Annotated in this window: 14 protein-coding genes; 6 read left to right on the forward strand and 8 right to left on the reverse strand. The window is 56.8% G+C overall.

Features of this window, described 5'->3' with window-relative positions; all coding sequences use genetic code 11:
• Positions 1-2: 2 nt before the first annotated feature.
• Both Q1B15_RS01210 and Q1B15_RS01215 read right to left on the reverse strand, forming a co-directional pair.
• A complete protein-coding gene (locus Q1B15_RS01210) occupies positions 3-1,331 on the reverse strand; it encodes a sugar ABC transporter permease (RefSeq protein WP_299748918.1) in 1,329 nt (442 codons plus the stop codon).
• Positions 1,332-1,485: 154 nt separating this feature from the next.
• Entirely contained in the window at positions 1,486-2,511 is a 1,026-nt protein-coding gene (locus Q1B15_RS01215) for a substrate-binding domain-containing protein (RefSeq protein WP_299748921.1), read from the reverse strand.
• Between the two features lie 214 nt (positions 2,512-2,725).
• Here Q1B15_RS01215 and Q1B15_RS01220 point away from each other — a divergent pair, with 214 nt between their 5' ends.
• Both Q1B15_RS01220 and Q1B15_RS01225 read left to right on the forward strand, forming a co-directional pair.
• Positions 2,726-3,994, forward strand: coding sequence for an ROK family protein (locus Q1B15_RS01220; RefSeq protein ID WP_299748924.1), 1,269 nt, complete (start codon positions 2,726-2,728; stop codon positions 3,992-3,994).
• Complete coding sequence (locus tag Q1B15_RS01225) at positions 3,991-5,529, forward strand: CRTAC1 family protein (RefSeq protein ID WP_299748927.1); 1,539 nt, start codon at positions 3,991-3,993, stop codon at positions 5,527-5,529. The genes Q1B15_RS01220 and Q1B15_RS01225 overlap by 4 nt, the downstream gene beginning before the upstream one ends.
• Here Q1B15_RS01225 and Q1B15_RS01230 read toward each other — a convergent pair.
• Together Q1B15_RS01230 and Q1B15_RS01235 are read right to left on the reverse strand one after the other, a co-directional pair.
• Positions 5,526-6,842 carry a cytochrome c peroxidase gene (locus Q1B15_RS01230; RefSeq protein ID WP_299749012.1) on the reverse strand — a complete coding sequence of 439 codons (1,317 nt, stop codon included), beginning with the start codon at positions 6,840-6,842 and terminating at the stop codon, positions 5,526-5,528. The two genes, Q1B15_RS01225 and Q1B15_RS01230, sit on opposite strands and share 4 nt — an antisense overlap.
• A gap of 192 nt (positions 6,843-7,034) precedes the next feature.
• Positions 7,035-7,343: a DUF4389 domain-containing protein gene (locus Q1B15_RS01235; RefSeq protein ID WP_299748929.1), complete on the reverse strand. Its 309-nt coding sequence runs from the start codon at positions 7,341-7,343 to the stop codon at positions 7,035-7,037.
• A gap of 286 nt (positions 7,344-7,629) precedes the next feature.
• Here Q1B15_RS01235 and Q1B15_RS01240 point away from each other — a divergent pair, with 286 nt between their 5' ends.
• Positions 7,630-7,878 (forward strand): ParB N-terminal domain-containing protein, encoded by a 249-nt coding sequence (locus tag Q1B15_RS01240; protein ID WP_299748932.1) that lies wholly within the window; start codon positions 7,630-7,632, stop codon positions 7,876-7,878.
• 14 nt (positions 7,879-7,892) lie between these two features.
• Positions 7,893-8,885 (forward strand): sterol desaturase family protein, encoded by a 993-nt coding sequence (locus Q1B15_RS01245; RefSeq protein ID WP_299748935.1) that lies wholly within the window; start codon positions 7,893-7,895, stop codon positions 8,883-8,885.
• A gap of 69 nt (positions 8,886-8,954) precedes the next feature.
• On the opposite strand, the gene argF is transcribed toward Q1B15_RS01245, so the two are convergent.
• Together argF and Q1B15_RS01255 are read right to left on the reverse strand one after the other, a co-directional pair.
• Positions 8,955-9,881 carry an ornithine carbamoyltransferase gene (gene argF / locus Q1B15_RS01250; RefSeq protein WP_299748938.1) on the reverse strand — a complete coding sequence of 309 codons (927 nt, stop codon included), beginning with the start codon at positions 9,879-9,881 and terminating at the stop codon, positions 8,955-8,957.
• 84 nt (positions 9,882-9,965) lie between these two features.
• On the reverse strand, positions 9,966-11,129 hold the full coding sequence (locus Q1B15_RS01255; protein WP_299748941.1) for an aspartate aminotransferase family protein: 1,164 nt from the start codon (positions 11,127-11,129) through the stop codon (positions 9,966-9,968).
• 345 nt (positions 11,130-11,474) lie between these two features.
• Here Q1B15_RS01255 and Q1B15_RS01260 point away from each other — a divergent pair, with 345 nt between their 5' ends.
• On the forward strand, positions 11,475-12,026 hold the full coding sequence (locus Q1B15_RS01260) for a GcrA family cell cycle regulator (protein ID WP_299748944.1): 552 nt from the start codon (positions 11,475-11,477) through the stop codon (positions 12,024-12,026).
• Positions 12,027-12,028: 2 nt separating this feature from the next.
• Here Q1B15_RS01260 and Q1B15_RS01265 read toward each other — a convergent pair whose 3' ends face one another.
• On the reverse strand, positions 12,029-12,292 hold the full coding sequence (locus Q1B15_RS01265; RefSeq protein ID WP_299748946.1) for a tetratricopeptide repeat protein: 264 nt from the start codon (positions 12,290-12,292) through the stop codon (positions 12,029-12,031).
• Positions 12,293-12,352: 60 nt separating this feature from the next.
• The gene (locus tag Q1B15_RS01270; RefSeq protein WP_299748948.1) at positions 12,353-13,453 is read right to left on the reverse strand and encodes a winged helix-turn-helix domain-containing protein; all 1,101 of its coding nucleotides are present in this window, start codon (positions 13,451-13,453) and stop codon (positions 12,353-12,355) included.
• A 177-nt stretch (positions 13,454-13,630) separates the two neighbouring features.
• Between Q1B15_RS01270 and Q1B15_RS01275 the strand changes: the two genes are divergently transcribed.
• The gene (locus Q1B15_RS01275) at positions 13,631-14,083 is read left to right on the forward strand and encodes a DUF302 domain-containing protein (protein ID WP_299748951.1); all 453 of its coding nucleotides are present in this window, start codon (positions 13,631-13,633) and stop codon (positions 14,081-14,083) included.
• Positions 14,084-14,133: the final 50 nt, after the last annotated feature.

Here is a 14,133-nt window from a genome sequence, read left to right on the forward strand (position 1 = left end):
CTTCACTTCGATTTGCTGCGATAAAGATTGTCGAGGTAGACGGCAAAAACCAGAACCATACCTACAACGATCTGCTGGATTGCAGTGTCAAACCCAATCAAGACCATGCCGGACTGCAAACTCTGCATCACCAGCGCGCCAAGAATGGCTCCGTAGATCGTTCCAACCCCGCCCGCCAACGACGTGCCGCCAATGACCGCTGCCGCAATCACATAAAGCTCGTCTAGCAGACCGAGTGCATTGGTTGCGGAATTCAGTCGCGCTGAGGCAACGACACCGGCCAGGCCGGCCAGCATCCCCATCAGTGCGAAAATCTTAAGGACCATCCAGCGGGTGTTGATCCCGGCCAGTGCTGCCGCCTCGGGATTGCCCCCGATGGCAAAAACGTAGCGCCCAAACCGCGTACGCGTCATCAGGATTGTCATCAGGATACCAACGACGATCAAGATCAATACCGGAATTGCAAAGCCGTGGCTGATGAACATGCCCTCTGCCGGAACTTCGATGTTATTCTTTGCCGCATATTGCTTGATGATGCCTCTCGGCCAGGGATAAGCGTTCACCAAAAGAACCGCGCCGAGGATCACGCCACACCCAAGCGCCCCAAGAAACGTTTCAGCCCACATTGGCCGCAGCTTGAAATCATGGTGGCGTCGGTTTTTTCGACCTGAGTAAAGCAACCACATCACACCCGCACACGCGAGAATTCCAACGATCCAGCTGCCTGTCGCTCCGATGGCTCCGTAGGGTCCGCCACCAAGAAGGGCGAAGGTCGGATCAACCGGGGATATCGTCTTACCACCAGCCGCCAAAAATGCGCTTCCGCGCCAGATCAGCAAACCACCAAGCGTGACGATAAAGGCCGGGATGCCGCGATAGGCAATCAACCAGCCGTGAAACGCTCCGATACAGGCCCCCAGCGTCATCCCAACAATCACTGTGACAATCCAGATTGCACCGTGACCAAGGCCTAAGTACTGAGGCAGAATTTCGACCTGCAAAATCCCCATAACCATCGCCGTCACACCGACAAGCGCGCCGACCGACAGATCAATGTTCCGCGTCACAATCACAAGAACCATGCCAGTCGCCATAATCCCAATAGAAGATGTCTGGACTGACAAATTCCACAAGTTTCGCGGTGTCAGAAAGAACCCCTCCCCATTCACAAGGACTCCATAAAAATGAAACCCAAACCAGATCAGCATCAGCGCACCGATCATGCCAAGAAGGCGGGTGTCAATTTCAGTCCCGCGCAGGAATCGGGCGATCGGACTTAGGTTCTGATCTTCGCTAGGGGTGTCGGAGGTGGTGGGCGGTGCGTCAGCCATAATCTATCCAGCCTGAGTTGTTGATTGTGTGGGGCTTGGCGCTGTGAAGAGCCGGAAGCCAAAGGAAACCTTGGTTCGTGCTGCAACAAGCAACTAAGTGATCAGAAAATCTCCGGCGTCAGCGCGATTGCTGACGCCGGAAATCGTCAAGCGATTATTCGCAAGCAGCAACGCCTGCTATTGCGCCTGCACATGCCGCCTCTTTCGAGATGTGGCCCGCATCGATTGCAACATTCAGTGTTTCGCGTGTGATTGGTGTCGGTGAAAGCAGGATAGCGTTCATTTCAACGCCGTTTGCTCCACCATCAAAAATCGACGCGCCTTCGATTGCACCCATGTCGGTACCTGCCGCAAGGGCCGCTGCGATTTCACCGGCTGCTTTACCCAGTTGACGCGCATCTTTCCAAACCGAAACGGTTTGCGTTCCACGCGCAACACGGTTGATCGCGGCATGGTCGCCATCTTGGCCACCCACTGGGATCACAAGACCCTGCGCCGCCAAAGCAGCCACAACACCACCAGCCATGCCGTCATTTTCAGACAGTACAGCATCAACGTTGTTGTTGTTTGCAGTCAGGATTTGCTCCATGTTTTTCTGAGCATTTTCTGGCTTCCAACCGTCGGAGAATGCTTCGCCAACGATTTTGATTTTGCCAGATGCAACGTCGTCACCGATGACTTCCATCATGCCTTCCAGCAGGAATGCTGCGTTTGGATCACCAGGATCGCCTTTGATGATCGCGTAATTACCGCCACCCTGAACGCCAACCACGGTTTCAGCGATGATGCTGCCCACGCCTTTGTTGTCAAATGTCAGGTAAAATGTGCGCGCATCTTCGATCAGACGGTCATAGCCAATAACCGGGATGCCTTCGTTTGCAGCTTTTTCGATTGCTGGGCCGATGGCGTCTTTGTCCCAAGCGTTGATGATAAGTGCATCAGCGCCTTGTGTGATCAGCGCTTCGATGTCTGTCAGCTGCTTTGCTGAAGACGACTGCGCGTCAGCCGAAATATATGTATCACCTGCGGCTTCGATCGCTGCGACCATAGCCGCTTCGTCGATTTTCCAGCGCTCTTCCTGAAAGCTGGCCCAGGAAACACCGATTTTTTTGCCCTCAGCGATGGCCGCTGAAGAAAATCCAGTGGCGGCGATAATCGCCAACAGAATTGCATTACGCATATTGTATCCTCCCAAATTTTTTTACCCCAACGCGGGGTGCTCGGCGGTATCCGCCGGAACAGTGGGATTTTGACACATTAAATTCATCTGTCAAATTTAATTTTGCCTTTGAGACAAAAAATGGCTAGTTTTTTGTCGATCTGGGGTTAGCATGCACGAATGGACTCCGAAAAGGCAACCAATTGGATCCAATTTAATTCAGAAGGTAAATTAATTGACTTTGGTTGAAAACTTAGACGCCAACCAGGCAGAATCGCTGGGATGTGGCCCGCTTCGCCCGCCGGGTGGAGTGAATGTCCGTTCGTTGCGTCAACAGATATTTGAATACGTGCGCGCCACAGGGCTAATTGCCCGCGTAGATGTGGCTAAAGACCTTGCAATAAGCCCCGGATCAGTAACCGCATTGACCGCCGAACTGATAGGCGAAGGGTTCATTCAGGAATCCACTGCCCCCCGACGCGACGCCGACAGCAGCCGGGGACGCCCGCCCGTCGCACTTGGTGTGCGCCCAGAGGCCGGGTACGTTGCCGGGATCAAGCTCTCCGATCAGGCCCATGCTGCCGTCATATTGGATTTTGCAGGCAACCGCGTTGCAGATGCGGTCATGCCCAGAAAAATCGTGCATCAAAGCTTCGCCCAAACCGTAGATGCCTCAGAAGCAGTGTTGATGAATGCACTGGAGCGATCCGGGCTAAGCCTGACTGATCTGAATTACGTAGGCCTTGGCATGCCCGGCGTGGTCGATAACGAAACCGGTATCGTCCTGTGGTCACCGCTTGTGTCAGAAAGAGACTTTCCAATGCAGGCCGCCCTTCAGGAACGCATCGGCCGACCAGTTGCAATTGATAACGACGCCAATTTGGTGACACTCGCCGAAATGTGGTTCGGCGCGGGCCGGGCCCTTTCTGACTTCGTGGTTGTTACTATTGAACACGGCATCGGTATGGGGCTGGTTCTGAACCACCGCCTCTATCGCGGCTCACAGGGGCTGGGAACGGAAATCGGCCATACCAAAGTGCAGTTGGACGGCGCGCTGTGCCGTTGCGGGCAACGCGGCTGCCTGGAGGCTTACGTGGCTGACTACGCGTTGGTACGCGAGGCTTCGACCGCGCTGAACTGGGATCGCCAGCGCGCGACTGAACCGCATATTATACTGGAAAGCCTTTATGATCATGCAAAGGCCGGAAATATCGCGGCGCAAACGATCTTTCACCGCGCAGGGCGCTATCTGGCGCTGGGTCTGGCCAATATAGTGAACCTGTTTGACCCCTCGCTCATCTTGCTGTCTGGCGAGAGGATGCAATACGACTACCTATATGCTGAAGAGGTATTGAACGAAATGGCAAATCTGACTCTGCTGTCAGGGCGCAAACCGCCAAAAGTCGAGATCCACGCCTGGGGCGATTTGCTATGGGCGCAAGGGGCCGCCGCGTTGGCGCTACAAGTCGCGACGGATGTCGCGATGGCCAGAAGCGGCGGATGATACGGAGCCTGGCAATATTGGCGGCGGCGTTTCCGATGCTGTTGAACGCCGGCGAACCGCGCTTCCTTGATCAGTCCGCCACTCTGCCCGGCACACATATTTATGGCGGCGACTGGGAGTTTTATGTCGGTGGCGGCACGGCGGTTTTCGATTGCAATGGCGACGACCGTCCCGATATTTTCGCGGCTGGTGGTCAGAACCCGGCATCACTGTGGGTCAATCAGATCGGACTTGACGGGTGGGCATTTTCACGCGGTCCGATCGAACCGATTACGGGCGTTAGCGGGGCCTACCCCTTGGACGTAGACGGCGACGGGATCATCGATCTCATGCTGCTGCGCGTCGGCGAAAACCGACTGTTGCGTGGGACGGGCGATTGCCGGTTTGAAGACTTCGACAGCGCGCTTGAATTCACCTCAGATAACCGCTGGTCCACCGCGTTTTCGGCCACTTGGGAGGGCGCCAACCAACTGCCCACCATGGCCATCGGCAACTATGTCGACCGATCTGATCCCGAGGGACCGTTTGAAGCCTGTGACGAGAATCAGCTCTACCGCCCCAATGGCAAAACCTACATGCCCGCCAAGCTCCTAACGCCCGGTTATTGCGCCCTGTCGATGCTATTTTCGGATTGGCAAGGTTCAGGTCAGGCCGGTCTGCGTGTCTCCAATGACCGCCACTATTACGTGCGCGGCGGCTCAGAACAGATGTGGGATATCGAACAGCTTCGCCTGCTCGGTCCAGAAGATGGCTGGACCCTCATCTCAATCTGGGGAATGGGCATAGCCAGTCAGGACATCACAGGCGATCGACGTCCTGACGTCGTGCTGACATCTATGGGCGATCAATTGATGCAGATCGCCACACCGGATGGGTATCAGGCCGCGCCGTTTGGCATTGGGACCTATGCGCATCGCCCGTTCATTGGTGATGATGGACGCCCGTCAACGGGATGGCACGCTGAATTCGGTGACGTGGACAACGACGGGCTGGCAGATTTATTCATCGCCAAAGGCAATGTCGATCAAATGCCGGGAAGTGCGATGAAAGACCCCAACAACCTGCTGATGCAATCCGCTGATGGCACCTTTCGGGAAGTAGCCGATGTGGCAGGCGTTGCAACCCTGGAACGCTCGCGCGGCGCCGCGCTGGCTGATTTTGATCGCGATGGACTACTTGACCTGGTGGTCGTGAACCGCCGAGCACCAATAGAACTTTACCGCAATGTCAGCGCTGCGACTGGTAATTGGGTGGGTGTGACACTGCACCAGAAGGCGGTGAATGGATTTGCAATCGGCAGCTGGATCGAATTGCGAAAGACCAATGAAACGATTGTAGTGAAAGAACTCACGATCGGCGGTGGTCATGCGGGCGGACAACTCGGGCCAGTACATTTCGGTTTGGGAAAAGCCGACGCGGCAGAAATTCGTGTAATCTGGCCCGATGGTGTAGCGTCCGATTGGGTGGATATCCCCGGCAATCAGTATCTGGATGTATGGCGCGACGGCACCAAATTGTCGCTCAGCGACAACTAGCGATCAATTGATAGCCCGCTTGGCACCGATTGAGGAATACCCAGACGACCCGCCACCGCCACCCCATCCGTCAGGTTTTGCAAGAACGCCAATATCTTCGCCAGATCCACATCTGACAGCGAAACAGGCTGCGTTGTAACGGCCTGCGAGATGGCCGCAACTTCGATTGGATCATCCAGTGCAATCCAATCGGCAGCCCCAGCGAGGTCGATCAAGTCAACCTGAGCACGGTCATAGTCTTCAAGCGCGCGTGCAGGCGCGACGTGCGACGCCAAAAACGCAACCAGACTTGCATAGGCCCCATCGTGACCATACGGCCCCGTCGCCGTTACGTTCCTCAGACTTGGGGTGCGAAATGCGTATGCATCCTCTGCGCGCCCGGTGACCCGCCTACGCCCCTCGTCACTTGCGCCAGCTTCAAATCTTGCCGCCTTGCCGGGACCGATTTGCGGCACGCCCATTGCGTGAAAATCGTGATCCGTCTGGAATGGCCCGGAGTGACATGTGGAACAGCCACCGTCGCCATAAAACAGCATCATCCCGTCCAGCGCATCCCCATTCAATGGCTCTTCGCCGCGCAAGTGCTGATCAAACCTACTGTCATCAGAACGCCATTCAAACGCAACGAACGCCGCTATGGCGTTAGAAATATCTGTAAATGCAATCTCACGCCCCGCAGCAATCTCGGGGTAAACCGAGCCAAAATTTTCATCGTAGGCTGGAATATCCGAAACCCGTTTCGCGATGATATCCCATGCCCCACCCGGTCCAGTGATGATGCCACGGCGCACCGCTTTGGAGACATCATTTTCACTATAGTGCCCAGCCATTTCGTCGCCGCTCAGCACCGGAAACATGGTTTGCGCAGACAACACCGATGCGAACCCCGTCATCATATCTTCGTCCAGCGGCGTGCGCAGGCCAGAAGGGCGGGTTGCATCAACTTCAATCCGGCCATCGTGAAACAGGGTGGTAAACTCGCGCGCGCCCAAATTGAATAATGCCGGCGCGTTACGGGGAATGCGCTGTTCGGGCATGTTTGACGGATCAGGTTTGCGATCCGGGCCCAGACCAATACCACCCTCACCCAAAGCGAGCGCCACGCCATCGCCGGTGGCGAAGCGCGGATGATGACAGGTCGCGCAGGATATATTGCGGTTACCCGACAGGACCGGATCCCAAAACAAGAGCTGGCCGAGTTTTGCTTCTGCCATGTTGATGGGGGAATAGTCATCATCGCGGACGGGCTGCGGAATTTCCCCAAGAGCAGGTAACGCAAACAGCAATGCAAAGGCGACACTAAAGAATTTCAGTTTTCCCATGCAGCTGTTATTGTGCGAACTCGCTCCCCCATACAAACGGAAAATCGCGGCCTTGGGTTCTACGATGCACGCTTTCAAAGATTGATCTGCTCCCGGTCAGTATGCAAATCCAACAGTCCAGCGTTCATGTCGCCTCACTGCAGAACCCACACAGCCGTCACCGCGCATCAAGCACAACCTAAATCAGTCGAGCTCTGTCCAGGGCCATGGCTTCACCTGACTTGCGGCGGTTTGGAACCGCGCGGCCTTGGCAATCCAGATACCAAGGTCGGTGCCAAACTCGGCAATCCGCTCGTTTGGCTCTTTGTTGTTAATCAACATGACCACGAACTGCACCACCGTCATAAATCCAAGCACAGTCTGCGCAATTGAAATCATGATGGCAATTATGATCATATAGACCAGTCGCAGGAACAAGTTGTCCTCTTCCTTCGGCTCAATCTGCTCGCCGCTCAAACGGCCCTCGATTTTATCGTCGTCTGAATTCGCCATATCGCACCTTCGTCCTGATGTTGGCCCAAGCATAGAACCTTTCCGTGGCAAAGGTCGACACCCCTGCAGGGCACAATCGTTCATCTCTCTTAACGGACGCACCATATCTCGTCGTCCGACCGCCGCACACCACACCGTGCACCGACGCGAAACCGACGCGCCAATTCACCACAAAACCTCTGGATTTCATGCGTTAACCCTTGCGTTTTCGTGGCGAAGCACCCCCCGCAACCGCACGTTGCTAAAATTCATTACACCGTCGTAACTTCATGCTAGCGTTCCGTCTATGTTGAAGAAAGAATCCCTCGCGATCGACGCCATCCACGTACCTGTAAAGCGTGCAAAAACCCTCGACCCCGAAAAGGTCGAGACCATCGCCAACGACATCCTTGAGAACGGTCAGATGACTGCAATTCGGGTCAGAAAAGACGGCGAACGCTTCGTCCTGATCGAAGGGTATCACCGTCTCGAAGCCCTGCGCGCCCTGGGCGAAGACACCGTAGACGCCTACATCGTCCACGCCCGCCTGCACTGATACAAGCCAACGATATGAGCAGCGCCCAAACAGACGAACACGGACAAGCACGGGACCGGCGCGGTGAATGGCGCCCCAAAAAACCTGCCGGCTTCATGCCGTTGCTTGACTGGCCGCAAAGGCCCGCCGCCGTTGCCAAATGGTTCTTCGGCGTTCCCGGCTTCTTCGCGCCTTGGTACGCCGTCTACGTGGCTCTGACCTGCCTCGCCTATTTCGTGTTCACTCCAGAATTAACGCGGATGGAGACGCTCGCGCTGGAGTGGGTACTTCTGATATTGCTGCGAAATATCGCCCTGATAACGATCTTCACCGGCGGCTTACACCTTTGGCTTTACCGGGTCCGCGGGCAGGGGCGAAAGACCAAGTACAACGGCAACTGGATGGCCAAAAACGACCGCCGCTTCCTGTTCCACAACCAGGTCTTCGACAACGTAGTCTGGAGCATGATCGGCACGCTTGTCTGGTCGCTCTATGAAATCGGCCTCTGGTGGGGCTACGCCAACGGCGTTCTGCCCTACAGCGCCAACCCGGTCTGGTTCGTGCTGTGGATGATCCTTATGCCATTCTGGCGGAACTTCCATTTTTACTGGATCCACCGCCTGATCCACTGGCCACCGCTTTACCGGACCATCCATTATCTGCATCACAAGAACGTCAACGTCGGACCCTGGTCAGGGATGGCGATGCATCCAATCGAACACATCCTTTATTTCAGCTGCATGCTGATCCATCTTGTCGTGCCGTCTCACCCGCTGCACATGATGTTCAACGGCCTCACCACAGCACTTGGCCCCGGTGTCAGCCATTCCGGTTTTGACGAGCTTGTCTTCGGGGATGAGACTGCCCTGAAGAAAGAAAAGCTGATGCACTATCTCCACCACCGTTACCACACGGTCAACTTCGGCGAGAGCGCGGTCCCGCTGGACAAATGGTTCGGCAGTTTCCACGATGGCACCCCAGAAGCCGACTCGCACTTCCGCACCCGCAGAAGCCGCGACCGCGCGTAGAGCAACTCCGTCGTTTGGAATGCGCTGGCCGCCTTCAAAGACGGCCAGCCCCTGACCCGGGACTAAGGCCTAGACTCCCAAACACCAACGCATGATTGCCTTTTGCGCATGAAGCCGATTCTCGGCTTCATCGAAGATCACGGAATGTGGGCCATCCATCACGGCACTTGTGACTTCATCGTCGCGATGCGCGGGCAAGCAATGCATGAACAACGCATCGCTTTTGGCGTGCGACATCAGCGCTTCGTTGACCTGGTAGGGACGCAATTGGTTATGCCGGCGTTCTTTTGTGGTCTGACTGTCATGCATCGACACCCAAGTGTCCGTCACAACCAGATCGGCGCCGGCCACCGCCGCGACCGGGTCGCGCACGATTTCAACACTCACACCTTGCGAGCGTGCTAGCGCGAGGAATTCAGGCTCCGGATCAAGCGTCGGCGGCCCGGTAAACGTCAGATCAAACCCAAACTGCCCAGCCGCGTGGGCAAGGCTTGCGCTCACGTTGTTGCCATCTCCGACCCAAGTGACTTTCCGACCCTTTATCGGCCCGCGATGTTCTTCAAATGTAAGGACATCCGCCATGATCTGGCACGGATGGGTACGGTTCGTTAAACCGTTGATAACCGGGACGTTGGCATGTTCGGCAAGCTCCAACAGGGCTTCTTCTTCAAACGTCCGGATCATAATCAAATCGACATATCGGCTCAGAACGCGCGCGGTATCGGCAATCGTCTCGCCACTGCCTAGTTGCATTTCCTTACCCGACAGAACCAATACGTCGCCGCCCATCTGGCGCACACCAACGTCAAACGAAACACGCGTCCGCGTCGACGGTTTTTCGAATATCAAGGCCACTATCCGGCCATCCAGGGCAAGATCGTCGTCTTTCGCCCCGCGCGTGCGGCCAACGCGTGCAGACTTCATATCGGCCGCTGATGTCAGAATAGAACGCAGCGCGACCGGGTCGGTTTTGTGGATATCTAGGAAATGGGTCATGTCAGTGTCACTTTCGATGCCGGGATTGGGGGCTGTGTCCCGCTCGCTTTGCGCGCTCCCCGGAGTATTTTTGCCAAAAAGAAATCAGAGGCTCACCGCCGCCTGATCAAGCCGACGCACGGCCTCGGAAATCTCCTCATCGCTGATATTCAAAGGTGGCAGGATGCGCACTACGTTGTCCGCCGCAGGGACAGTCAGAAGAAGCGCGTCATATCCGGCCTTCACAACATCAGCGTTAAGAGCCCTGCACTTCAGGCCCAGCATCAATCCAGTTCCCCGCACGCTTTCAAAGACATCCGGATGGCTTGCCACCAGCCCCTCAAGACCTTGCCGCAAAGCGCCCGCCTTACGGCTGACCTCAGTAAGAAAATCGTCGGTTGCCACGATCTTCATCACGGCATTGCCAACCGCCATCGCCAAAGGATTACCGCCATAGGTCGTTCCGTGACTGCCCGCCGTCATGCCGACTGCCGCAGCTTCCGTCGCAAGAACCGCTCCAAGAGGGAAGCCACCGCCAATGCCCTTGGCAACCATCATGATGTCCGGCGTGATCCCGGACCATTCATGGGCAAATAGCTTTCCCGTGCGCCCGACACCGCACTGGACCTCGTCAAAGATAAGCAAGGCGCCGACCTCATCGCAAGCATCACGCAGTCCCTTAAGGCACTGATCCGGGACTGGAATAATTCCACCCTCGCCTTGAATCGGCTCGATCATAACGGCCGCTGTCTTGTCTGACAAAGCCGCCGCCAACGCTTCGTGATCGGCGAACGCCACATGCGTAAAGCCCGGCAGAAGCGGGCCGAACCCCAGGGTCATTTTGTCCGACCCAGCCGCGGCAATGCCTGCAGATGACCGGCCGTGAAACGAGCCGGTGAACGCAATGATCTCCGAGCGATCCTCGCCCTTCTCATACCAGTATTTACGCGCCATCTTCACTGCAAGCTCACAAGCTTCGGTTCCCGAGTTCGTGAAAAACGCCGTGTCCGCAAAGGTCGCATCGACAAGCCTGTCCGCCAATTCCTGTTGTCCAGGAATACCGTACAGGTTCGACGTATGCCAAAGCTTGCCCGCCTGTTCAGTCAGTGCGTCCACAAGAGCGGGGTTCGCATGCCCCAGCACGTTCACCGCAATCCCCGCCCCAAAGTCGAGGTATCGGCGCCCGTCTTCCTCGATCAGCCAAGCGCCTTCCCCGGCCACAAAAGACATGGGCGCGCGGTTATAGGTGGGCAGGATCGATGGGATCATCGGACTAAACCTTTTTTCAGAAGCCTGAGACGTGCCAGTGGCGCGCGGGCGTGTCAACATTTTGGAAAGCATAACGAAAGGACGCACAAGCGCGTGCGGGGCTGGAAACTGTCAGCGTCGGCGTCGAAGCGCCATATGTCCGTAGTTCGTCATGACGCTCGACTAGGGGAGCCACGACGATTTGTCGAGAGGGATGTCGCCCACACAAGTCCAAAACCGGTGCATCTCTGCGTCATGACCCGCTTTTAAACGCAGAACCCCGACATTTCATCGTCCACGCGTCTTGTGACCGGGTGCCGGCATGCATAGTATATGCCTTCAACATTCGAGGCCGAGGAACAGAGCATGTCGTGGACCGACGAGCGGGTAGATACCCTCAAAAAAATGTGGGGCGAGGGCCAGTCGGCCAGCCAGATTGCCAAAGAGCTTGGCGGCGTGACCCGAAATGCTGTCATAGGCAAGGTGCATCGGCTAGGTCTGTCAAACCGTGCTGGCGCTTCATCGACACCCGCGCCGGAGCGTAAAACTGCCAAGGCGGACGGTGCGTCACCTGCCCCGAAGCCAGCCGCAAAGGTCGCGCCGCAAGACAAGGTCATCTCCGTCACGGTGACACCGCGCAAGCCGATTGTACCAGCCGGGCAGCCTCTCCCACCGCAGCCGTCTGCGAACGAGATCAGCCAGGAAGCCCTCGCCAATGTGCGTGAAGTTGAAAAGACGGCAAAGCGCATTGGCTTGATGGATCTGACCGAACGGACCTGCAAATGGCCAATCGGGGACCCAGCGACCGAGGACTTCTGGTTTTGTGGACTGTCGGTGCAGCAGGGCAAGCCCTATTGCGAAGCGCACGTCACCGTTGCCTTCCAGCCAATGAGCAGCCGTCGCGACCGCCGTCGCTAAGCTTAGGCCAGTCCTGACCCCTGCAGCGCGTCCGATAATCGGGCGCGCTCTTTCGTTGAGGGGTAGGGAAACATACGCACCGCATGGCCAAGGCTATACTTCGGCGCAATGCGACCAATGAGAGCGCGCGTCTGGCGAGCAGCATCAGGATCGCCAGTTTCCCAATACGCACGGGCAAGCTGGACCGCTGCGGGCACGAACCCACCAACCCGTTCAAGAACAGCAGTGAAATGGCGGATAGCGGTGTCATAATCGCGACGCAACACGGCTGAATGTCCACGCGCAAAGTCCCAACTCGGGGGGTGAAAAGCCTCCGCCCCAAAGGCTCACGTCAGCAATTGATCGGCACGCCTAGGCTCGGCCAGCCGGTTCATCGTCTCACCATAGGCAAGCAGCACTTCTGAGTTTTGCTCATCGCGTACCAGTGCCGCCTCAAAAGCCGCCACCGTTTCGTCTGCGCGTCCCGTATACCCCAAAACCCATCCGAGCCGGGCATGACCCAAAGCAGAGGTCGCATTCAGAGCAATCGCTCGCCGCGCCAATGCCTCGGCCCGATCAAGTGTCCTATCACTCCCGGCTACGCCGAACACATAAAGCGTCGTGCGACAGTAGGCTTGCTGCGCAAAAGCCTCGGCAAAGTCAGTGTCCAAAGCTGCCGCCTGTTCAAAGCTTGCAAGCGCCTGCGCAAACGCCGCCGGTTCATACCGATAATAGGCATGTCGGCCCCTCAGATACATCTCGTAGGCCGCTGGAACCGATGTCCCGATCCGCGCCGCCGGGCTATGAAGGCGACCCGGCGCGAGCGCATCCGCAATACGTCCGCAGACCTGATCCAGCCCAGAAAGTAAGCTGTCCTTCGCAATATCAAATCGCTCGGCCCATAGCTGTTGCTGAGCATTGGCATCCAGAACAGCCGCGGTGATCCGAAACGCACCACCCAGATCGCGAATACTGCCGTCAACAATACGTGTCACATTCAATTCTGGCGGCGGGGCTCTTGTGCTCAAGGCCTGGCTCGCGGTGTAGGACAGCGCCGAAATATCAGACTGGCGCGACAGATGAGTGATTAAATCTTCGCTCAGCCCGTCCGCCAGATAAGTCAGGTTTTTGCCATCTGGATTCGCCCGAAACACGCGCACAAGCACGAAGGGAGGCGCCTCGACCAGATCGAGGTCACGATCATCCAGCACTTCGGACACCGCTTGCACAAACCGATATCCGCGCCCGTGAAGCGTCTGAACAAAAGATCGCGTGCGCCCAACGTCCCCCAGAGCAGCACGCAAAGCCTTTATCGCGCTGGAAACCGTCCAGTCACTAACTGCGCGGCCCTCCCAGATGTGCGCCACAAGGTCGTCTTTGGACACCACGCGGTCACGCGATTGCAGCAGAAATTCAAGAATTTTGAGGCTTTGAGGCTCGATACGCACCGCGTGTTGCCACGCGTCAGTTCAAGGGAACGCATATCCAGTAAGAATTCCCCGAACCTCCACACCGCAATCAGCTCGTCCCGCCGGTCTGCCATCCACACGATCCCCCAAAAACACTCAAGCATCAGAAGCCGCCGTTTGCAAAGACCAAGGGGTAAACCCAACCAAGAGGACAACATGAAACCCTTCAACTTATTGGCATCCGCCCTCGTCATCACCTTTACAGCAGGTGCAGCCATGGCAGAACGTATCAACATGACCAGCAATGCCTCAGTGGCGACCTCGGTCGAGCGCCTCACAAACGCAGTTAAAGCCGCTGGTGCGCGCGTGTTTACCACCGTCGACTTTCAACAAGGTGCAAAATCGGTCGGTGAAGATCTGCGCCCAACAACCGTCGTTATTTTCGGCACCCCCAAGATCGGCTCAACCGCCCTACAGGAAGGCCAGACCATGGCGCTCTTTCTGCCGCTGCGCATCCTGTTCTTCGAGGACAAAAACGGTCAGACTTGGGCCACATACAACGATCCAGCGAGCGTCGCGCCCTCCCATGGCCTAGCTGCGAACAACCGGGCCATCTTGCAGATGCAGGGTGCACTTGATCGCTTCGCGACGATCGCAACCGGTCAGTAGGCGCCCAAATTCGGCAGGCGGAGCATTCGTCGTGCTTTCCCATCCCCCCC

The organism is uncultured Boseongicola sp. (assembly GCF_937988555.1).
In the GTDB taxonomy this organism is placed as follows: Bacteria; Pseudomonadota; Alphaproteobacteria; order Rhodobacterales; family Rhodobacteraceae; genus Boseongicola.

Bases quoted from the DNA above. Each gene is read 5' to 3' on its own strand.
- Q1B15_RS01210 (WP_299748918.1), bottom strand. From the start codon at position 1,331: ATGGCTGACGCACCGCCCACCACCTCCGACACCCCTAGCGAAGATCAG.
- Q1B15_RS01215 (WP_299748921.1), bottom strand. From the start codon at position 2,511: ATGCGTAATGCAATTCTGTTGGCGATTATCGCCGCCACTGGATTTTCT.
- Q1B15_RS01225 (WP_299748927.1), top strand. From the start codon at position 3,991: ATGATACGGAGCCTGGCAATATTGGCGGCGGCGTTTCCGATGCTGTTG.
- Q1B15_RS01235 (WP_299748929.1), bottom strand. From the start codon at position 7,343: ATGGCGAATTCAGACGACGATAAAATCGAGGGCCGTTTGAGCGGCGAG.
- Q1B15_RS01240 (WP_299748932.1), top strand. From the start codon at position 7,630: ATGTTGAAGAAAGAATCCCTCGCGATCGACGCCATCCACGTACCTGTA.
- Q1B15_RS01245 (WP_299748935.1), top strand. From the start codon at position 7,893: ATGAGCAGCGCCCAAACAGACGAACACGGACAAGCACGGGACCGGCGC.
- argF (WP_299748938.1), bottom strand. From the start codon at position 9,881: ATGACCCATTTCCTAGATATCCACAAAACCGACCCGGTCGCGCTGCGT.
- Q1B15_RS01255 (WP_299748941.1), bottom strand. From the start codon at position 11,129: ATGATCCCATCGATCCTGCCCACCTATAACCGCGCGCCCATGTCTTTT.
- Q1B15_RS01260 (WP_299748944.1), top strand. From the start codon at position 11,475: ATGTCGTGGACCGACGAGCGGGTAGATACCCTCAAAAAAATGTGGGGC.
- Q1B15_RS01275 (WP_299748951.1), top strand. From the start codon at position 13,631: ATGAAACCCTTCAACTTATTGGCATCCGCCCTCGTCATCACCTTTACA.